At 67.2% G+C, this 20750-nt stretch carries 19 protein-coding genes; 3 read left to right on the top strand and 16 right to left on the bottom strand.

What is annotated here, in order from left to right; all coding sequences use genetic code 11:
• The 7 genes from NA10_RS33920 to NA10_RS33890 form a co-directional block, all read right to left on the bottom strand.
• On the bottom strand, nt 1–2341 hold a 2341-nt coding region (locus NA10_RS33920), incomplete at its 3' end, for a Tex family protein (protein ID WP_084515657.1).
• Between the two features lie 125 nt (nt 2342–2466).
• The gene (gene trmD, locus NA10_RS33915) at nt 2467–3156 is read right to left on the bottom strand and encodes a tRNA (guanosine(37)-N1)-methyltransferase TrmD (RefSeq protein ID WP_067574804.1); all 690 of its coding nucleotides are present in this window, start codon (nt 3154–3156) and stop codon (nt 2467–2469) included.
• A gap of 5 nt (nt 3157–3161) precedes the next feature.
• Entirely contained in the window at nt 3162–3701 is a 540-nt protein-coding gene (rimM, locus tag NA10_RS33910; RefSeq protein WP_067574802.1) for a ribosome maturation factor RimM, read from the bottom strand.
• A 328-nt stretch (nt 3702–4029) separates the two neighbouring features.
• Entirely contained in the window at nt 4030–4272 is a 243-nt protein-coding gene (locus tag NA10_RS33905; RefSeq protein ID WP_067574801.1) for an RNA-binding protein, read from the bottom strand.
• Entirely contained in the window at nt 4272–4718 is a 447-nt protein-coding gene (gene rpsP / locus NA10_RS33900; RefSeq protein WP_067574800.1) for a 30S ribosomal protein S16, read from the bottom strand. The genes NA10_RS33905 and rpsP overlap by 1 nt, the downstream gene beginning before the upstream one ends.
• A gap of 201 nt (nt 4719–4919) precedes the next feature.
• Nucleotides 4920–5354, bottom strand: a complete 435-nt coding sequence (locus NA10_RS33895) for a dihydrofolate reductase family protein (protein WP_307188425.1) — start codon at nt 5352–5354, stop codon at nt 4920–4922.
• A gap of 455 nt (nt 5355–5809) precedes the next feature.
• Entirely contained in the window at nt 5810–6910 is a 1101-nt protein-coding gene (locus NA10_RS33890; protein ID WP_067574799.1) for a metal-dependent hydrolase family protein, read from the bottom strand.
• A 184-nt stretch (nt 6911–7094) separates the two neighbouring features.
• Between NA10_RS33890 and NA10_RS33885 the strand changes: the two genes are divergently transcribed.
• Nucleotides 7095–7628: a hypothetical protein gene (locus NA10_RS33885; protein WP_067574798.1), complete on the top strand. Its 534-nt coding sequence runs from the start codon at nt 7095–7097 to the stop codon at nt 7626–7628.
• 281 nt (nt 7629–7909) lie between these two features.
• On the opposite strand, the gene ffh is transcribed toward NA10_RS33885, so the two are convergent.
• From ffh to ftsY, 6 genes are all read right to left on the bottom strand, one after another.
• Nucleotides 7910–9481, bottom strand: coding sequence for a signal recognition particle protein (gene ffh, locus NA10_RS33880; RefSeq protein ID WP_067574797.1), 1572 nt, complete (start codon nt 9479–9481; stop codon nt 7910–7912).
• A 107-nt stretch (nt 9482–9588) separates the two neighbouring features.
• The gene (locus tag NA10_RS33875; RefSeq protein WP_245678201.1) at nt 9589–9897 is read right to left on the bottom strand and encodes a hypothetical protein; all 309 of its coding nucleotides are present in this window, start codon (nt 9895–9897) and stop codon (nt 9589–9591) included.
• Nucleotides 9898–10055: 158 nt separating this feature from the next.
• A complete protein-coding gene (locus tag NA10_RS33870; RefSeq protein ID WP_067574795.1) occupies nt 10056–12530 on the bottom strand; it encodes a [protein-PII] uridylyltransferase in 2475 nt (824 codons plus the stop codon).
• 205 nt (nt 12531–12735) lie between these two features.
• Nucleotides 12736–13074, bottom strand: coding sequence for a P-II family nitrogen regulator (locus NA10_RS33865; RefSeq protein ID WP_067574794.1), 339 nt, complete (start codon nt 13072–13074; stop codon nt 12736–12738).
• Nucleotides 13075–13077: 3 nt separating this feature from the next.
• Nucleotides 13078–14382 carry an ammonium transporter gene (locus tag NA10_RS33860; protein WP_174562594.1) on the bottom strand — a complete coding sequence of 435 codons (1305 nt, stop codon included), beginning with the start codon at nt 14380–14382 and terminating at the stop codon, nt 13078–13080.
• 254 nt (nt 14383–14636) lie between these two features.
• Nucleotides 14637–16280 (bottom strand): signal recognition particle-docking protein FtsY, encoded by a 1644-nt coding sequence (gene ftsY, locus NA10_RS33855; protein WP_067574792.1) that lies wholly within the window; start codon nt 16278–16280, stop codon nt 14637–14639.
• A gap of 215 nt (nt 16281–16495) precedes the next feature.
• Here ftsY and NA10_RS33850 point away from each other — a divergent pair, with 215 nt between their 5' ends.
• Nucleotides 16496–16885, top strand: coding sequence for a DUF2237 family protein (locus tag NA10_RS33850; RefSeq protein ID WP_067574791.1), 390 nt, complete (start codon nt 16496–16498; stop codon nt 16883–16885).
• Nucleotides 16886–17113: 228 nt separating this feature from the next.
• Here the strand turns inward: NA10_RS33850 and NA10_RS33845 are convergent, their stop codons facing one another.
• On the bottom strand, nt 17114–17914 hold the full coding sequence (locus tag NA10_RS33845; protein WP_067574790.1) for a TetR/AcrR family transcriptional regulator: 801 nt from the start codon (nt 17912–17914) through the stop codon (nt 17114–17116).
• A gap of 104 nt (nt 17915–18018) precedes the next feature.
• Between NA10_RS33845 and NA10_RS33840 the strand changes: the two genes are divergently transcribed.
• A complete protein-coding gene (locus NA10_RS33840; RefSeq protein ID WP_067574803.1) occupies nt 18019–18918 on the top strand; it encodes an NmrA family NAD(P)-binding protein in 900 nt (299 codons plus the stop codon).
• Here NA10_RS33840 and NA10_RS33835 read toward each other — a convergent pair.
• Nucleotides 18915–19544, bottom strand: a complete 630-nt coding sequence (locus tag NA10_RS33835) for an HAD family acid phosphatase (RefSeq protein WP_067574789.1) — start codon at nt 19542–19544, stop codon at nt 18915–18917. The two genes, NA10_RS33840 and NA10_RS33835, sit on opposite strands and share 4 nt — an antisense overlap.
• Before the next feature lie 106 nt (nt 19545–19650).
• Nucleotides 19651–20750, bottom strand: a 1100-nt coding sequence (locus NA10_RS33830; RefSeq protein ID WP_157556948.1) for an AAA family ATPase, incomplete at its 5' end; no start/stop codon positions are given.

Here is a 20750-nt window from a genome sequence, read left to right as displayed (position 1 = left end):
CCTGGCCGCCGCGGGCATTGCCGCCCTGGTTACCGCGCGCACCGCCGCCACCCGGGTTGCCGCCCTGGCGCGGGTTGCCGCCCTGCGGGCGCTGCCCCTGACCACCGCGCGGACGGCCTTCGCCGCGTTCGGGTTTCGGTGCGCCGGGCTCATCGTCCAGGCGCAGGGACAGGCCGATGCGCTGGCGCTGGACATCCACCTCCATGACCTTCACCTTGACCACGTCACCGGATTTCACCACTTCGCGGGGGTCCTTGATGAAGTTGTGCGACATGGCCGAGACGTGCACGAGGCCGTCCTGGTGGACGCCGATATCGATGAAGGCGCCGAAGGCCGCGACATTGGTGACCACGCCCTCCAGCACCATGCCGGGCTTCAGATCGGCGACCTTCTCGATGCCCGCGGCGAATTCGGCGGTCTTGAATTCGGGGCGGGGGTCACGGCCGGGCTTCTCGAGTTCGGCGATGATGTCGGTGACGGTGGGGACGCCGAAGCGCTCATCGGTGAAGTCGGCGGGGCGCAATGCGCGCAGCGCCGTCGTATTGCCGATGAGTTCGTGCACACCGCGACCGCTGGCCTCGAGAATGCGGTGCACCACCGGATACGCCTCGGGGTGGACCGAGGAGGTGTCCAGGGGATCGTCGCCATTGCGGATGCGCAGGAAGCCCGCGCACTGTTCGAAAGCCTTGGGGCCCAGGCGCGGAACGCTCAGCAGGGCGGTGCGGCTGCGGAATGGGCCATTGGCGTCGCGGTGCGCGACAATGCTTTCCGCGACCGCGCCGGTGATACCGGAGACGCGCGAGAGCAGCGGTACCGAGGCGGTGTTCACGTCCACGCCGACCGCGTTCACCGCGTCCTCGACGACCGCGCCGAGGGAGCGCGCGAGCAGCGTCTCGGAGATGTCGTGCTGGTACTGGCCGACGCCGATGGACTTGGGGTCGATCTTTACCAGTTCGGCGAGCGGGTCCTGCAGGCGGCGGGCGATGGAGACCGCACCGCGCAGCGAGACATCCATATCGGGCAGTTCCGCCGAGGCGTACGCGGAGGCGGAGTACACCGACGCGCCCGCCTCGGACACCACGATCTTGGTGGGCTTGTTCTCCGGGATACGCGAGATGAGTTCGGCGGCAAGAGCATCGGTTTCGCGCGAGGCGGTGCCGTTGCCGATGGCGATGAGCTCCACCTTGAACCGCGCCACCAGCGCACCGAGCACCGCGAGGGACTTCTCGGTCTGGCCGGTGTGCGGGTAGATGACCTCGGTGGCGACGCATTTGCCGGTGGCATCGACCACGGCGACCTTCACACCGGTGCGGAAACCCGGGTCCAGGCCCATGGTGGTGCGGGTGCCCGCGGGCGCGGCCAGCAGCAGATCGCGCAGGTTCATGGCGAAGACCTCGACGGCATCGCGTTCGGCGGACTGGCGCAGCCGCATGCGGATATCGATGCCCATGCTGACCTGAAGCTTGGTGCGCCAGGCCCAGCGCACGGTGTCGAGCAGCCAGGTGTCGGCGGGGCGGCCCTGGGCGGCGATGCCGAACTTGTGCGCGATGCGGCCCTCGTAGATGGTGCGCTCGCCGGGTTCGGGCTCGTCGGTGTCGGGCTCGAGGTGCAGGGTGAGCACCTCTTCCTTCTCACCGCGCAGCAGCGCCAGGATGCGGTGCGACGGCAACTTCGAGAACGGTTCGCTGAATTCGAAGTAGTCGGCGAACTTGGCCCCCGCCTCTTCCTTGCCCGCGCGCACGGTGGACTTGATCTGTCCGCGATTCCACATGAGTTCGCGCAATTCACCGACCAGGTCGGCGTCTTCGGCGAAGCGCTCCACCAGGATCGAGCGCGCACCGTCGAGCTGTTCGGCGGTGTACTGCGCGGGATCATTGGTGGGGTCGCTGATCAGGGCGTCGGCGACGGGCTCGTGCCCGGCCTCGCGCGCGATCTGCGCCTTGGTGCGCCGCTTGGGCTTGTACGGCAGGTAGATGTCTTCCAGGCGGGCCTTGGTGTCGGCGAGCATGATCTGCGCGTGCAGCGCGTCATCCAATTTGCCCTGGCCACGAATGGATTCGATGATCGAGCCCCGGCGCTCGTCGAGTTCGCGCAGGTAGTGCAGGCGCTCGTCGAGCTGGCGCAGTTGCGCGTCGTCCAGGCCGCCGGTGACCTCCTTGCGGTACCGGGCCACGAACGGAACGGTGGATCCGGCGTCGAGGAGTTCGACGGCGGCGCGCACCTGTTCTTCCCGTACCCCCAGCTCGTCGGCGATACGGCGGCCGACACTGGCTAGGCGGACGGTTCCGGTTCCGGTGGAGCTGACGGTGTCTGCGTTGACAGGTTCGGAGGCTATCGTCACGCCCGCAGACACTACCGTCGTGCGGGGACACAGCTGAACAGTGCCGCACCGAAAGACCGGATAGTCGCACTCGCCGGGATTTTCGACACACCGCGCGACACGCGCAAACGCGTACGGCGCGAAGGTTACTCGCCGGTCGGGGGCAGTAGATCGGGGCGGCGTTCCCGGGTGCGCTCGAGCGACTGCTCATGCCGCCAGGCGTCGATCTTGGCGTGATTGCCCGAGAGCAGGATCTCCGGGACGTCCAGTCCGCGCCAGGACACCGGGCGGGTGTAGCTGGGGCCCTCGAGGAGGCCGTCGGAGAACGAATCCTGTTCGTGCGACTGCTGATTGCCGAGTACGCCCGGAATCAGGCGGACCACGGCCTCGGTCATGACCAGCACCGCGGCCTCGCCGCCGATCAGCACATAGTCGCCGATGCTGACCTCCTCGACGCGCACGCGCCGGGCGGCGTCATCGAAAACGCGCTGGTCGATGCCCTCGTAGCGACCGCAGGCGAACACCAGATGCTTTTCGGCGGACCATCTTTCGGCGGTCCGCTGGGTGAACGGCACCCCCGCGGGGGTGGGCACCACCAGCAGTGCGTCATCCGGGCACACATCGTCCAGCGCCGGACCCCACACCGTGGGTTTCATGACCATGCCCGGCCCACCGCCGTACGGGGTGTCGTCCACAGCCTTGTGCACGTCATGGGTCCACCCGCGCAGATCGTGCACGCCGACTTCCAGCAGCCCCTTGTCGATTGCCTTGCCCAGCAAGGCCGTTCGCAGCGGCTCCAGGTATTCGGGGAAAATCGTGACGACGTCGATTCGCATCGCGCTCACTCCGGATCCAGCAGACCCTCGGGCGGATCGATGACGATCAGAGAGTCGGCGATCGAGACGGTCGGAACCATGGCATTGACGAAGGGCACCAGGATCTCTCGCCCCGCGGGCCCCGGGAATCCCTCGGCCGCGGTGATCGAAAGCAGTTCTCCCGCAGCGGAATGCAGCACTTCGCGCACGGTGCCGACGACGGTGCCGTCCACGAGTCGCACCGTCAGACCTTCGAGTTCGTGATCGTAGTACTCATCCGATTCCTCCGAGGGCGGCAGATCGGCGGTATCGATCACGAAGAGCATGCCGCGCAACGCATCCGCGGCCTCACGCGTGACGAGCCCGTCCAGACGCACGAGAAGCCGGCCCGAGTGCTCCCGGGCCGACTCCACCACGTACTGCTGGACCTGCTTGGCCTTCGGCAGCCGCCCGTGCAGTATCGCGCCTGGGGCGAAGCGGAGGTCGGGTTCGTCCGTGCGGACGTCCACTACGAGCTCGCCCCGCACGCCATGGGACTTGGCCACTCGCCCTACGACAAGTTCCATCAAATTCTCCTGAGAGACACAGGTACGATCGATCCTCGATGCGGGTTGGCGAATCGTCCTGACAATCCTTGCGAACAGGGCTGAAAGCGCCGGGCGCGAGGTAATTGCCGTGACCCCCCACCACCTCGCGCACCTGTGCCAGCTGCGGGAACAACGCGCGCGAGAACCGCCCGGGCCCAATCGATATTCGCGTGCACGGCGTGTGGTCACACTGCGCACGCTCACATCACGCAGCGAAGAATATCCTCCGGGCAGGGCTTGCCCAACGTGAAGGTGCGGGAGCGGCCCAATGTGAAGCCGCTCCCCGTTCGGGGAGCGGCGGAGTCACCTATTGATCCGTGTCGACCACGTCGACGCGAATGCCCTTACCGCCGATACCGGCGACGAGGGTGCGCAGTGCGGTGGCGGTACGGCCACCGCGACCGATCACCTTGCCCAGATCATCGGGGTGCACGTGCACCTCGACGGTCCGGCCACGACGGCTGGTGATCAGCTCGACGTGGACGTCGTCCGGATTGGCGACGATGCCGCGAACCAGATGTTCGACGGCATCGGCGACGACGGCCGTCATTACTCGGCAGCCGGGGTCTCGGCAGCCTCGGCGGAAGCCTCAGCAGCTTCCTCCTTCTTGGCGGCCTTCTTCTTCGGGGTGACGGCCTCGGCGGTGGGCTCGCTGTCGGCGGCGGCCAGCGCGGCGTTGAACAGGTCCAGCTTGGACGGCTTGGGGGCCTTGGTCTTCAGGGTGCCCTCGGCGCCCGGCAGGCCCTTGAACTTCTGCCAGTCGCCGGTGATCTCCAGCAGACGCTGCACGGGCTCGGTCGGCTGCGCGCCGACGCCCAGCCAGTACTGCGCGCGCTCGGAATCGATCTGGATGAGCGAGGGCTCTTCCTTGGGCTGGTAGATGCCGATGGACTCGATCGCGCGGCCGTCACGACGGGTACGGGCATCGGCGACGACGATGCGGTACTGCGGGTTGCGGATCTTGCCCAGACGGGTCAGCTTGATACGAACAGCCATGAGCTGTGCCTTTCGATGGCGGCCTTCCACACGGGAAAGCCTGATTGGTCACGGCGCAATTCAGCAGCCCACACGGGGTGGACCCGGTTTTGCGTTGAGTGTGTGACCGCCGCGCGGAACGTATCCGGAGACGGGCTGCACTGTCCTCGACGAGGACGATCGACCATTCTGCCAGACGGGCCGCGCGCCCCGGAAATCGGGCTAGTCGGTGCGGTAACGCAGCAGCACGATCCCGGAGCGGAACCGCTTGCTCTCGACCAGTCGCAGGGCGGGCACCTTCGAGCCTTCGGGGAACAGGCGCGCGCCCCGGCCGAGCACCACCGGGTAGACGAACAGCCGGTATTCGTCGACGAGTCCGGCGGCGGTCAGATCGTGCACCAGGGTGATGCTGCCGGTACTGACGATATCCTTGCCGGGTTGCTGCTCGAGCAGGCGGATCTCGTCGAGATCGCACAGCACCTCGGAGTTCTGCCAGCCGGGATCGCCCATGGTGCGTGCGACCGCGTATTTGCGCATCTCGTTCAGTTCGGCGGTGATGCCGGTCTGATCATCGGTCTGCTTGGGCCAGTACTGGCGCAGGTCCTCGAAGGTGACGCGGCCGTAGAGCACGGCATCGCAGTTCTCGGTGTGCTCCATGAGTTCGGCCAGGACATCGTCGGTTTCGCCGTGTTCGCCCGCGCCGACGGTGAACCAGCCTTCGCTCGCGTCGATGACGCCGTGAGTGTGATGTTCTGTGTGACAACGAGATCCCGCATGATCAACCTCCGGGTCGGTGAAATGCGTTCTTCGACTAGGGAAACCCCGACGCCGCGGAATTCATCGGCCGGACATGCGACAGCCCACCGACGCCCGCGCGACCTCGATGGGCTGGTGTGCGTGCGGCTAGTGGCCGATGCTGCCGGTCAGCAGCTTGACGACCAGTCCGGCCAGCACGGCCGTGGCGAAGCTTTCAACGGAACCCAAGGTCTTCTCCTAACAAGGTGGAACGACAAAACATGTGAAGCATGACTGATTCACATGTTCCGTGTGGCCGAATCCACCAACCTGTGAGCCGATTTCGCGCGGTCAGCTCAACGGAGTAGCCCATGGAATTACCGGTATGCCGTGACCGGATCGCGGCGGTCGTAGACGCGGCCGCGCAGTACCACCCAGGAAGGGGTGCTCAGGACGGTCAGGTCCAGGCGTGGATCCTGCTGGTAGACAACGAAATCGGCGCGGGCACCCGGTTCGATGCCCGAGCGGCCGAGCCAGGAGCGGGCATTCCAGGACGAGGCCCCCAGCGCGTCGTGCGCGGTGAATCCCGCACCCGCCAGCGCCGCGATCTCATCCGCGATACGCCCGTGCGGAATCGACCCACCCGCGTCGGTGCCGGTATAGATCGGCACCCCCGCCTCATGCGCCTTGGCGACGGTCTCCCGCGAGCGGCGGTGCAGGTCCCGCATATGCGCGGCATAGATCGGGAATTTGCCGGCGCTGTCGGCGATTTCGGGAAAGGTGTCGATATTGATCAGGGTGGGAACCAGCGCCGTCCCATTCCGGGCCATTATCGCGATGGTCTCATCGGTGAGCCCGGTCCCGTGCTCGATGCAGTCGATCCCCGCCTCCAGCAGCCCGTACAGCGCGTCCTCCCCGAACACATGCGAGGTGACCCGAGCGCCCTCGCGATGGGCGGCATCGATGGCCTCTTTCAGAATGGCGTCCGACCACAGCGGAGCCAGATCCCCCACCGACCGGTCGATCCAATCCCCGACGATCTTCACCCACCCGTCGCCGCGCCGAGCCTGCTCGGCCACGATGTCCGGCAGATCCCGCTCATCATCGAGCTCGATGCCGAGCTCGCGAATATAGCGCCGCGGCCGCGCGATATGCCGCCCCGCCCGAATGATCTCCGGCAGATCCTCCCGCTCATCGATGAACCGGGTGTCGATAGGCGATCCGGCATCCCTCAGCAGCAGCGCCCCGGCATCCCGCTCCACCTCGGCCTGCGCGACCGCACCCGCCGAATCCTCATCCCCACCACCGTATTTGATCCCCACATGACAGTGCGCGTCCACCAGCCCGGGCACAATCCACCCCGAGGCGTGCACGGTCTCCGCGCCGGCGATCGGCTCCCCCGAGACAACCCCATCCCGCACCCAGATATCGCGCAGCTCCCCGTCCGGCAGCACCACTCCACGAAAATGCAGACCCATCCCCGGCCTCCTCGCCACGTCGCGCCCGACCACACCCTCGCTCTCTACAAACTACCGCCGCACCGCAAGATCGCCGAGTCGATCCGGAGCCATAAAGGAAATACAACCGCTTCATATTTGCGGATCGACGGGTACTCTGCGAAAACCGCTGTCGAATAGCGGTTTTCGAACCAAGGAGAACATCTTGATCCGCAAGCAGGTGCGCTGGACGGGACTGGGGATCGCGGCGCTCGCCGTGACAACCGGCGCAGCAATCGCATTGGCGCCCACGGCATCGACCACGGTGACCAATGCCGACCTGACGATTTCCGGAGATGTTGGGGGCGCTTTCTACACCGGACAGACCTACACCCTCACCGCGCTGACCAAGGCATCCGGCAACCCCGCGTGCTTCAGCTACAACACCCCGGATATGCCCAGCTATTCGTGGACGATCATCGGCTGCCCGTCCGGCGCCGGTGACGCACCCAATGCCGTGGCCGCCATCCAGTGGACCCCCACCGCACCGGGCCAGTACACGCTGCACGCCGTGGTCACCGACCGCAGCGTCCCGGTGATCGGCGCGGGATGGACCGACGGACCCGTTACCGTCACCGTCCTGGCCGGAGCCACGACACCCCCGACCACAACACCCCCCGCCACCACGACCACCCCCTCGACCACAACGGCACCGCCGAGCACCACCGAGCCCAAGCCCGCCTCCGGCAGCTTCGGATAACGAGAACCGGCTCCGCACACCTACCGGACTGTGAGGTATGCCAGCCCGACGCGCTTTCGGGCAGGATTCACCGAAACCTGTTGAGCCCGCACCAGTGTGGATCCCGGCCACAAGCATGCCGGGATGAAGGGCGACCTCACGCGGTGGTCCGGCGATCATCGGAATCGACCATGACATCGCCCGAGTGGGTGCCCCAGTGGTTCCCGTTGGTCTCGAAGACCTGCGCCACAACGCGATTCGGCCCCGCCACAATGCGACGGGGCCGAATCCCGCTGTACGGGTTACTTCTTCGGGAAGTTGAGCTTCGAGAGGTCGAAGCCTTCCAGGCCCGGCGGGAGCTCGTTGAGGCCCGCGGGCATATTCGACAGGTCCGGCATACCGCCGGGCATTCCACCCGGGAGGGCGGGCATGCCGGGGAAGCCCCCGCGCACCTTCGGCGGGGTCGGCCCGCGGCCGCCCTTCTTACCCTTCTTGCCTTTGCCCTTGCCCTTGTTGCCGCCGCGCGAGCCGGGCAGGCCGAACTGGCGGCTCATCATGCCCATCATCTTCTTGGCCTCGAAGAAGCGGTCGACGAGCTGGTTGACCTCGGACACCGTGACGCCCGAGCCATTGGCGATGCGCAGGCGGCGAGAGGCGTTGATGATCTTGGGGTTGTCGCGCTCGGCCGGGGTCATACCACGGATGATGGCCTGCACGCGATCGAGCTGCTTGTCATCGACCTGCGCCAGAACGTCTTTCATCTGACCCGCGCCCGGCAGCATGCCGAGCAGGTTGCCGATGGGACCCATCTTGCGGATGGCGAGCATCTGCTCGAGGAAGTCCTCGAGGGTCAGTTCGCCGGAGCCGATCTTGCGCGCGGCCTCCTCGGCCTGCTGCGCGTCGTAGACCTGTTCGGCCTGCTCGATCAGGGTGAGCAGATCGCCCATCCCGAGGATGCGGCTGGCCATGCGGTCGGGGTGGAAGACGTCGAAGTCCTCCAGCTTCTCGCCCGTGGAGGCGAAAAGGATGGGCTGGCCGGTGATCTCACGCACGGACAGCGCCGCACCACCGCGCGCGTCACCGTCGAGTTTGGTGAGCACGACACCGGTGAAGCCGACGCCGTCGCGGAACGCCTCGGCGGTGGTGACCGCGTCCTGACCGATCATGGAGTCCAGGACGAAGAGGGTCTCGTCCGGATTCACCGCATCGCGAATGCCCGCGGCCTGCGCCATCAGCTCGGCATCGATACCGAGGCGGCCGGCGGTGTCGACGATCACGATGTCGTACTGCTTGGCCTTGGCCTCTTCGATACCGCGCCGCGCCACATCCACCGGATCGGCGGCCGAAACACCGAGCGGGTTCTCGCCACCGCCGATGGAGGTCCCCGGATTAGGCGCGAACACCGGCACCCCGGCACGTTCACCGACCACCTGGAGCTGGGTGACCGCGCCCGGGCGCTGGAGGTCACAGGCGACGAGCAGCGGCTGATGCCCCTGGCCCTTCAGCCATTTCGCGAGCTTGCCCGCGAGGGTGGTCTTACCCGCGCCCTGCAGACCGGCCAGCATGATGACCGTGGGCGGGTTCTTGGCGTACCGCAGTCGCCGGGTCTCGCCGCCGAGAATGGCGATGAGCTCCTCGTTGACGATCTTGACGACCTGCTGCGCCGGATTCAGCGCCGCGGAGACCTCGGCGCCCTTGGCGCGCTCCTTGATCTTGGCGATGAAGGTGCGGACCACCGGCAGCGCGACGTCGGCCTCGAGCAGGGCGAGACGGATCTCGCGGGCGGTGGCATCGATGTCGGCAGGTGACAGGCGCCCCTTTCCGCGCAGATCCTTGAGGGCACCGGCCAACCGGTCGGAAAGGGATTCGAACACCGATGCTCCTGATCTCGAGGGACGTCACTCGAGATACCAGGGTAGTGGGATCGGCGACGGGCCGTTATTCCAGGGACCGTGAGCAGCGCTATTCCTTGCGGGCGGGGCTACTCCAGCGAGCGCGGGCGGGTGGCCGGCCGGCGCAGATCGTGCAGTTCCGCGGCGACCATGCCGACCGCTTCGCGCGCGGTGAGCCCCAGTTCGAGGGCGAGCCCGTCCAGCTCGGTCCATTCGGCGTCGGTGAGCACGTGATCGACCAGGGTGGAGGCGATGGTCATGGCGGTCACCGCCTGCCGACCGGAGAGGGTGCGACCGGGGAGCCAGGAGACCACCCAGCGGTCGCCGCCGACGCAGCGGGCCATGTGCGGGGTCGAATCGCTCGTCATCATCGATGCTGAAACAACTTCGATTGCCACCGACCAGCTCCCCTCATAGCACGTTCGACCGCATTGGTTGAGGCGATATTAGGGGGCATTAGGGATTGCTTGATCAGTATTTCAGCAAATTACGTGCAACGATCGGATTAACTGGCAAACGTACGGTTTGCCAGTTAATCCAGCATCCTGGCGATCGGTCAGAAAACCGAGGTTGATCCGTTTTCAGTGTCCGATTCAGGCGTTTTCTTCGGTTGTTGCGGAGGCACCACCGCGAGCACCGCCGCCGCGATTTCCGCGCGGCGCTCCGGCGTGTCGGCAGCCCCCAGATCCAGGCAGAACGTATCCACGACCGCCGCGCCCATGGTGGCGACCTTCGCCCAGGACACATTGGCGCCGGATTCGGCCAGGGCCGCGGCCAAACGGGTCAACAATCCGATTCGATCTTCGGCGCGCAATTCCAGCAGCACCCGTCCCGGCTCGGCCGTTTCATTCCAGAGCACGCGCGGCGCGGCCTGAGCGTAGGGGCTGGGCTGGGTGCCGCCGGCTTCGCGTTCCTTACGCGCGAGAACTGAAACAAGGTCCAAATCACCGTTAATGGCCCTGATCAATTCCTGGCGCAGCAGGCCCGGTTCCGGCGGATTTCCGAAACGCGGTGCGACGGCGAAGGTATCGATGGCGGAATTTCCGACACCGGTGAGATCCGCGGAGAGCACGCGCAGCGAATGCAACGCCAGCACGCCCGCCGCCTCCGAGAGCAGGCCCGGGGTGTCCGGCGCGACAACGGTCACGATATGCGTATACCGCCCCTCCCCCGGCTTCAATTCCACATGCACGCCACCGCTTTCCGCCTTTTCGCGCAGATCCTCCGGAATGTCCTCGGGTTTGGGCAGTTCCTCCCCCGCCATGGACAACCGGCAGCGCCGCACCAGATCACCGATCAGCGAGGCTTTCCAGTCGTTCCAGACCCCCGGCCCGGTGGCCAGGGAATCGGCCTCGGCCAGCGCGTGCAGCAATTCGAGCAGATGCGAATCCCCCTCCAGTGCCTCGACCACCATTCTCACGGTGTCCGGATCGGCCAGATCGCGGCGCGTGGCGGTATCGGGCAGCAGCAGATGATGCCGCACCATGGCCGAGAGCGTCCGCACATCCGAGGGCCACAATCCGAGCCTGCGGCCGATGGAGGTGGCCAGCTCCGCGCCGACCACACTGTGATCCTCGGTGCGCCCCTTGCCGATATCGTGCAGCAGCGCGCCGATCAGCAGCAGGTCCGGCCGCGCCACCCGGGTGGCGAGCGCACCGGCCTGCGCGACCGCCTCCATGAGGTGGCGGTCGACGGTCCAGGTGTGCATGGCATCGCGCGGCGGCAGATCGCGGACCACACCCCACTCCGGAAAGAGCCTGCCCCACAGGCCCGTTCGATCCAGCGCCTCGATGGCGTCGATGGCGCCGCGGCCCGCGCCCAACAACACCAGCAGGTCGTTGAGGGCTTCCTTGGGCCACGGCTCACGTAGCTCGGGGGCGTCCTCGGAAAGCCGGTTCAGGGTGGTCGCGGACATGGGCAATCCGGTCTGCGCGGAGGCGGCGGCCACGCGCAGTATCAATCCGGGATCGCGCTGCGGCCGCGCGTCCCTGGCCAGCACCACCTCGCCGGAGTGCTCGACCACCCCCTCATCGAGTGGTCGGCGCACCGGCATGCGGCGCAGGCGGGCCAGGCCGCGGCGGGGCAGCGCGTTGGCGGCGGTGCGCAGCCCGACATCGGTGGAATAGCTGACGGTTCGCGCCGCATCGCTGAGGGTGCGGGCGAGATCGAAGCGATCACCGATGCGCAGGGCCGCGCCGATTTCGTCCGCATCCTGGGCGCGCAGTTGGTCGCGGGCACGCCCGGCGACCCGATGCAGTTCGGTGCGAACATCCAGCAATCTGCGGTGCGCCTGTTTCAGTCCACCACCGGGTACATCCGGACCGAGCCCCGGTATGGCATCGGTCAGTTGTGCGATGGCGAGCGCGTCCAGGAGCTGGATATCGCGCAGTCCGCCGCGCCCGTTCTTGAGATCTGGTTCGGCGCGATGCGCGATCTCTCCGCTACGCCGCCAACGGGTTTCGGCCTGTGCGATGAGACCGTCGAACCGGGACCGGATCCCGGTGCGCCAATCCCGCCGCACCCCGCTGACGAGCAGATTGCTCAGACCCTCGTCGCCGACGATATGGCGGGCCTCCAGCATGCCCAGCGCGGCGGTCAGATCATCGGCGGCCACACGCAGCGCCTGCGGCACCGTGCGCACGCTGTGGTCGAGTTTGATGTGCGCGTCCCACAGCGGATACCAGAGCTGATCGGCGACTTCGGCGACCTTGGCGGGGTCGATGTCGTCGTAGAGCAGCACCAGATCCAGATCCGAGTAGGGCAGCATTTCGCGGCGTCCCAATCCGCCCACCGCGACGATCGACAGACCGCTGCCCTCGGTGATGCCGACCTCGTGACCCTTTGTGGTCAGCCACAATTCGTAGAGATCGACCAGCGCCTGTCGCAGCGCCTCCGGATCCAGCCGGGAGGCGCGGCCATTGGCCCCACTGTGTTCGGCGAGTAGTTGGTTGCGAGCCCGGACCAGATCCGAAGCGCCGTTGGAGACCTTCTCCGTGGAGTCCTTCTCGTCGCGTGCCTGCTGGAAACCCACACCACACCCCTGTATCTAATTTGCCACCGCTGCACTCCGGCGAGTTCGCGGCCCTGGGAGTCTCACTTCTTCCCTCGCTCCGCTCAGTCCAGAAGTGAGACGGGCCACGAACTTTCGGGCGCATCAGCTGTCCAGTTATATGCGTGCGGCCCCGCGCCCAACCGATCGTGCACCGGTGGGAACGGGGCCGCCGTTCGGTCCTCGACTACAGAGCGTCCGACCCACGTTCGCCGGTGCGGACCCGGATGACCGCCTCGACGGGCGTCACCCAGACCTTGCCGTCACCGATCTTGCCGGTGCGGGCGGCCTCGACGATCGCCTCGACGACCTTCTCCACGGAGGTGTCGTCCACGACCACCTCGACCCGAACCTTCGGGACGAAGTCGACCGAGTACTCGGCACCGCGGTAGACCTCGGTGTGACCCTTCTGGCGGCCGTAGCCCTGCACCTCGCTGACGGTCATGCCGAGCACGCCCGCCTGCTCCAGCCCGGACTTGACATCCTCGAGCGTGAACGGTTTGACGATTGCGGTTACCAGTTTCATGCGTCATGCCTCCTTGACGGCGGTGGTACGTGCCGTGCCACCCACAGCAGCGAAATCGTATGCCGATTCAGCGTGCTCCGACTCGTCCAAGCCCGCGAACTCGGCTTCCTCGTCGGCGCGAAGGCCGATGGTGTACTTGATGGCCAGCGCGATGATGAGCGTCGCGATACCGGACCAGGCGAGCACGGCGCCCGCACCGACGGCCTGCTTGACCAGCTGATCGAAACCGCCACCGTAGAACAGGCCCTTGACCGCGGCCGGGGCCTCGGGGGCCGCGACCAGGCCGACCATCAGGGTGCCCGCGATACCGCCGACCAGGTGAACCCCGACCACGTCGAGCGAGTCGTCGAAGCCGAAGCGGAACTTCAGGCCCACGGCCAGGGCACAGAGGATACCGGCGACCACGCCGATAGCCAGCGCGCCGACCACGTTCACCGAGGAGCAGGACGGGGTGATGGCGACCAGACCGGCCACAATGCCCGAGGCGGCGCCCAGCGAGGTGGGCTTGCCGTCGCGCACCTTCTCCACCAGCAGCCAGGCGAGCATGGCCGCGCCGGTGGCGACGGTGGTGGTGACGAACGTGGCGCCCGCGATGCCATTGGAACCGACCGCGGAACCCGCGTTGAAGCCGTACCAGCCGAACCACAGCAGACCGGCGCCGAGCATGACGAACGGCAGGTTGTGCGGGCGCATCGGGGTGCCCGGCCAGCCCTTGCGCTTACCGAGCACGATGGCCAGGACCAGGCCCGCGATACCGGCGTTGATATGGACCGCGGTACCACCCGCGAAGTCGATCGCCTTGAGCTTGTTGGCAATCCAGCCGCCGTGCTCACCGGTCACGCCGTCGAAGGCGAAGACCCAGTGCGCGATCGGGAAGTAGACGACCGTGGCCCACACGGTCGCGAAGAGCATCCAGGCACCGAACTTCAGGCGGTCGGCAACCGCGCCCGAGATGAGTGCGACCGTGATGATCGCGAACATGAGCTGGAAGGCCACGAAAACCGTGGCCGGAATAGTACCGGCGAGCGGTATGCCCACCTTGACGGATGCGTCGGTGGCGCTGGCCAGGTAGGTGCCACCGAACAGGGTCTTCAGGCCGAAGTACTGCGCCGGATCTCCGAAGAGATTGCCCTTGTCCTCGCCGAACGCCATGGAGAAGCCGTACAGCACCCACAGGACGGTGATAACGCCCATGGCACTGATGCTCATCATGATCATGTTCAGCACATTCTTCGAGCGAACCATGCCGCCGTAGAAGAATGCGAGTCCGGGGGTCATCAACAGCACGAGCGCTGAGCTGGCCAGCATCCATGCGGTATCTCCGGCGTCAGGTGCGCCTAATACGGGGAACGCCACCTTAATTTCCTCCTCATCTCGGGCCCCGCCGATAACGGCGAATGAGCCTGACATGAAGGTTCGGGGAGCGGTGTTTCCACCGTGATCCTGCGGCGTTTCGCGTAGGTGAACGGATGAGATTGCAGTGTTTCGTTCAGGTTTCCTCGTTCGCACCGCCGTTACGGGCGGGGCGTGAGGTTGTCGGAGTTTCCCGTGGTACGGGTCGCTCAGCCGAGCAGCGCGTCCACGAAAGCGCCGGGCTCGAAGGGCGCCAGATCGTCCTGCCCCTCGCCCAAACCAACCAGTTTTACGGGAACGCCGAGCTCGTGCTGAACCTGGAAGACGATGCCGCCCTTGGCCGTTCCGTCCAGCTTCGTCAGGGCAACACCGGTGATATCGACGACGTCGGCGAAGACCCGGGCCTGCATCAGACCGTTCTGTCCGACCGTGGCATCCAGGACCAGGATGACCTCGTCCACCTCCGCCTTCTTCTCCACCACGCGCTTGACCTTGCCCAGCTCGTCCATCAAACCGGTCTTGGTGTGCAGGCGGCCCGCGGTATCGATGAGCACCACATCCACGCCGCGATCGATACCGGCGCTCACCGCGTCGAAGGCGACGGCGGCCGGATCGGCGGCCTCCTTGCCGCGCACGGTCTCCGCGCCCACGCGCTCACCCCAGGTCTGCAACTGATCGGCGGCGGCGGCGCGGAAGGTGTCGGCCGCGCCGAGCAGGACGCGACGGCCGTCGGCCACCAGCACGCGCGCGAGTTTGCCCGTGGTGGTGGTCTTTCCGGTGCCGTTCACACCGACCACCAGCATGACGGCGGGGTGATCCGGGTGCGGCAGCGCGCGAATCGAGCGGTCCAGCTCCGGGCGCAGCGCCTCGACGAGCACCTCGCGCAGCACCGCGCGGGCATCGGCGGCGGTGCGCACGGTGCGCGCGGCCATCTCCTCGCGCAGGCGCTCCACGATCGCGGCGGTCACCGCGGTGCCGAGGTCGGCCATGACGAGGGTGTCCTCGATCTCCTCCCAGGAGTCCTCGTCGAGGTCGCCGCCGCCGAGCAGGCCGAGTAGGGATTTGCCGACGGCGTTCTGCGAACGGGCCAGGCGGCCGCGCAGGCGGTTCAGGCGACCGGCGGTGGGTTCGATATCGGCGGTGAAATCGATCTCGGGCTCCGCCGGGACCTCGGCGGGCGCGAGGGTTTCGGGCGCGAGGGTTTCGGGGGTCACCGACGGCGCGGCCTCGGCGGGCGCGACGGCGGCAGCGGCGGCCTGATCCTGCGCCGAGGTCTCGGCGGGAGCGCTCGGAGCCGCGGCGGCGCTTGCCTTCTCATCGGCGGGAGCTTCGGTGTCCGGGCTGGCGAGATCGGCGGCCTCGGCCGGAACGGTGGTCACGGGCGGTGCGATCGCCGCTTCGGCGGTGCCGGTTGCCGCCTCGGCGGTGCCGGGCTCGACCTCGGCGGTGTCGGCCGGGGCCCCAGCCGCGGCGGTGTCGGCCTCCGGGGCGCGATCGGGACCCTGGACCGGTTCGGGCAGCCGGACGTCGTGAATGCTGCGCTTGGCGGCATCGCGCGGGATGGCCGCGTCATCGCCGACGTGCGGCTGGCCGTCGGTATCGGTGCGCTCGATCGGCACGGGTTCGGGTTCGGGGCGCGGTTTCGGCAGGGTTGCCGTCCCGCCGCCTTGACTGAAGCTGAATCCGCTCGAGGCCGTGTATCCGCCCGACCGGTCGGTCAACTCCGGCTTCGCCTCCTCGGCGGCCGGGGTGAGGGAGATACGGCGGCGCTTGTACAGGACGAATCCCGAGACGAACGCCACCAGCAGGACCGCGGCGATAGCGGCAATGAGGATCCAGGCTTGTGCAGTCACGAGGCCATCCTCTCAGAGCCGTCACTATTGCCGGTTTCACATACCTACTCGCGGGTTGCGGGGCAGTGTCGCATAGCACACATCGGTGCATTCCGGTTATGGACACGCCGAATAGAGCCCTACGAAGGGATATACGGACCGACCGGTCTGCTCGACAACGCACCACAGTGCGGAAGGAGCGGCGAATGCGACACCGAGACAATAGGATCGGCGACGTGACCGATCGAAATGTGCTTGGGGGACCGCTGGAGGAGTGTGGCACCGATCCTCTCACCGGCTTCTACCGGGACGGCTGCTGCAGTACCGGCCCCGAAGACCTTGGCAGCCACACCGTCTGCACCGTGGTGACCGCGGAGTTCCTGGAGCACCAGAAGTCGATCGGAAATGACTTACTGACCCCGCGGCCGGAGAACAACTTCCCCGGCCTGCAACCCGGTGATCGCTGGTGCGTGGTGGCGGTGCGCTGGTTGCACGCGCATGAGGACGGGGTGGCCGCACCCGTGGTGCTGGCCGCCACCCATGAGAACGCGCTCGAGGTGGTGCCCATGGACACGCTGCGCAAATACGCCGTGGATGTCCCCGACGACGTGAGCGATCTGCTCTAGGAATGGCGCCCGTGCCGCCGGAATGTTCATCGTCCCGGGCAGTCGCCTCGGAATCCTGCTGCGCGACACCGACGCCCGGATCATGCGACGGGTGTGAAGCGGCGGTTATCGATGCGCCCTGAGCCACTACGCCGATCTCGGCAAACCTCGGCGACGGCTCCAGCCTGGCCATCACCGCCCCGTATCAGCCCCTGCGGTCAGGGAATTGGGGTCCGCCTTGCCGTCGCCTCACGAAGTGGCCTGGGGTGCGGCCGATTCGAGGGCGTGGCGGCGGCGGTGGGCTTTCTGACGGCAGGCGGGTGAGCAGTAGCGGGCCGGCCGGCCGGTGCCGGTGGGGTGTACCGGGGTCGCGCAGACGGGGCAGGGGCGGGCGCAGGTTTCGTTACCTCGGCGGGTTTCGTTACGCGGTGAGATGGACTTTTCGGGTTTCGTAACGGTGGCGGGGACGCGGGGCGCGCGCATGGCCTCCAGGACCAGCAGGGCGGGGCGGGCGAGGCCGGGGCCGGGGGAAACGCGCTGGATGGCAACGCATCCGGTGTAGAGGGCGAGAACATCGGACAGGGCCAGGTCCGGGCGGATGGCGCCTTGGCGCTGGGCGGCGGTGAGCAGATGTCCGAGCGCCCGGTGGAAGCGGGTGCCCGCTTCCTGGAGCAGGTCCCGGGGCCAGCCGTCATTGTCGAAGACTTCGCAGAGGGCGGTATTGCCGCTGCTGGAGGTGATCACCTCGGCGCAGAAGGCGAAGAAGGCCAGACCGGCGTCGGGTGCGTCGCGGTAGCCCAGCGCCAGGGCAGTGAGCCGATCGATGCGCTGTTGCAGAACCGCTTCCAGGAGAGCGATCTTGGTGGGGAAATGACGGTGCACCGTGCCCGCGCCGACGCCCGCGCGCCTGGCGATCTCGACCAGGGACACCGACGTTCCGTCCTCGGCGAAGGCGCGTTGTGCGGCGGCCAGAACCAGAGCGCGGTTGCGACGGGCATCGGCGCGCGCATTGGCCACGGCGGGCACGGGGTCGGCGGCGGGAGCGGACATTTCGTTACGGCGATTCTCTGCGGTGCTGGCGGAGCCGAGTCGGCGGGTCGTAGCTTCGGTATTCGGGTTGTTCGACCCGAATACTACCGAAGGACAGGGTGAATATGTCTGCTCACGGCGAACTTGTGCTGGTGACCGGCGCGACCGGGAAGCAGGGTGGCGCGACCGCGCGGCGGCTGCTCGCGGCGGGACGACCGGTGCGCGCGCTGGTCCGGAATCCGGAATCGGCTGCGGCGCAAGCACTTGCGGCAGCGGGTGCGGAGTTGGCAGTAGGTGATTTCGATGCCCCGGAGACGCTCGGCGGCGTAATGACCGGTGCGAGTGCGGTTTTCCTGGTGCCGCCCGCGGCGTTCGGTCCGGACGGCTGGGATGTGGAGCTGGAGGCGCGGCGCGGGGAGGATCTGGTGCGAGCGGCGCGGGCCGCCGGGGTCGACCACCTGGTCTTCACCGGAATCGCCTCGCTCGATCGCGAGGACGACGAGTGGGGCGCAGTCGGCAAGCGCCGCATCGAGGAGGCGGTCCGGAGCAGCGGGCTGCGCTGGACCATCCTGCGCCCGGTGCGCTTCATGGAGAACTATCTGATTCAGGGCTTCCCGGTCGACGGCATCCGCGAGGGCGTACACCGCCACCTCTTCCCCGCGGAGGTGCCGATCCAGATGATCGCCGTCGACGATGTGGCCGCCTTCGCCGAACTCGCGCTCACCGATCCCGCCCGGTTCCACGGGCAGATCCTGGAGCTGGCCGGGGATGAGCGAACCATGGCGGCGGCTGCCGCGGTGATCTCCGAAATCACCGGGCACACCGTCACTTACCAGGAACTGCCGGAGGAATTCGCCGCCGGTATGGGCGCGGAGGTGCTCAATGTCTTCCGCCTGACCCGCTCGGGCCGGAACTGGCATGCCGACATCACCGCTCTGCGCGAAATCCACCCCGCCCTGCGCACTTTCGAGACTTGGCTCACCGAAACCGGTGCGGCGCAGCTGAAACCGATTCTCGCCGGTTAGTTCAGCGCACCGTTGTAATCGGGCAGTTTGAAGGTGGCCTGGGCGTGCCCGCCCGCGAGATCGGAGGCGCTGTTGCCGATATTCGCGACAATGGTGTAGCCCTTGCTCTCGATATCGATGCGGGCGCCGGTCTTGTAGGACTCCAGCGCGCCCGCACCCGAGGATCCGGTGGTGAGCCCGCCGCCGTACAGCCCGTCCACCCTGTACCCCACCGCGGACAGGTTGGCCCGGGTGTAGATACCCATGATCGAGGGCCGACCGGTCACGAAAATGATTGCGGCGCCGTGCTGTTCGGCGTATCGGGTCAGTGCCAGCACCGGTGCGATGGCGGGCACGATCGGGCTGGGGTTGTAGCTGGTCTCCAGGCTCGTATTGTCGATATCGAGCACGATGGCGGGCTTGGCCACCCCGGGCAGCGCCGCGGCGAGATAGCTCTGCGCCTGGGTGGTGACGGCGGTGACGTCGGCGATCCACTGGCTGTAGCTGGGCTTGCTGCCCCCACCCGAGAGCGAGGAGGATCCGGTGCCGCCGGACAGCGAGGAGGACCCGCTGTCCGCCAGCGCGGCGGCCGGAAAGGCAAGGGCGACAGCGACACCGAGGGCAACTCCTGCGTAAGTACTTCTCATGTCCCCGGACGGTATTCGCCGGCACACTTCGACGTGATCATGTTTCAAATTGTTGGCTTGTCGGGTTTTTCACTTCCCACTCACCGGGACCCGCCGACCGATTCGGCTACGCGTTCGCCCCCACCAGGTTCTCCCCGCGCAGCCGCTGCGAGATCACCTGGGTGATGCCGTCCCCGCGCATACTGACACCGTAGAGCGCGTCCGCGATCTCCATCGTCGGCTTCTGGTGGGTGATGACGATCAGCTGGCTCTTCTCGCGCAACTGCTCGAAGAGGCCGATCAGACGGCGCAGATTGGTGTCGTCCAGCGCCGCCTCGACCTCGTCCATGACGTAGAACGGGGAGGGGCGGGCACGGAAGATGGCCACCAGCAGGGCGACCGCGGTCAGCGACTTCTCACCACCCGAGAGCAGGGACAGGCGCTTGACCTTCTTACCAGGCGGTCGGGCCTCGACCTCGACGCCGGTGGTGAGCATGTCAGTCGGATCGGTGAGCAGCAGTCGGCCCTCGCCGCCGGGGAAGAGTTTGCCGAAGACGCCGACGAATTCGCGCTCGACATCCTCCCAGGCTTCGGTGAAGACCTGCAGGATCCGGGCATCGACCTCGGCCACCACATCCAGCAGATCCTGACGGGCCTTCTTGACGTCCTCGAGCTGGGTAGCGAGGAAGTTGTAGCGTTCCTCCAGGGCCGCGAACTCCTCCAGCGCAAGGGGATTCACCTTGCCCAGGGTGGTGAGATCCTTCTCGGCGCGTTTGGCCCGGCGCTCCTGGGTGGCGCGGTCGAACGGCATGGGCTGGGGTTCGGTGACCTGGTCGCCGCGCTCCCTGGCCTGTTCGTACTCCATCATCTCCAACGCCGTCGGCGGCATGGGATTGTCGGGCCCGTACTCCTTGATGAGATCGTCCAGCGCCACGCCGAACTGTTCGGAGATGGTGGTCTCCAGCTGTTCGATGCGCAGCGCGGCTTGCGCGCGGGCCACCTCGTCGCGGTGCACGGCATCGGTGAGCTGGGTCAGCGCCGTGGTCAGCGCGCGGGCCCGTTCCTTGGTCTGATCCACCTGCGCGGCGAATTCCGTTCGGCGGCGCACCAATTCGTCACGGCGCAGGGCGGCCTGCGTGACGACCTTCTCCAATTCGGCGGCGACCCGCTCCGCCGATTCGGCGACCGCCGCGGCGACGGCGGCGGCCTGGCGGCGGGCGGCGTGCT

This window comes from Nocardia acidivorans NBRC 108247, from assembly GCF_001625085.1.
Classification (GTDB): Bacteria; Actinomycetota; Actinomycetes; order Mycobacteriales; family Mycobacteriaceae; genus Nocardia; species Nocardia acidivorans.
The sequence above is the reverse complement of the archived record's forward strand: the minus strand, read 5'-3'. Positions and strand labels throughout refer to the sequence as shown.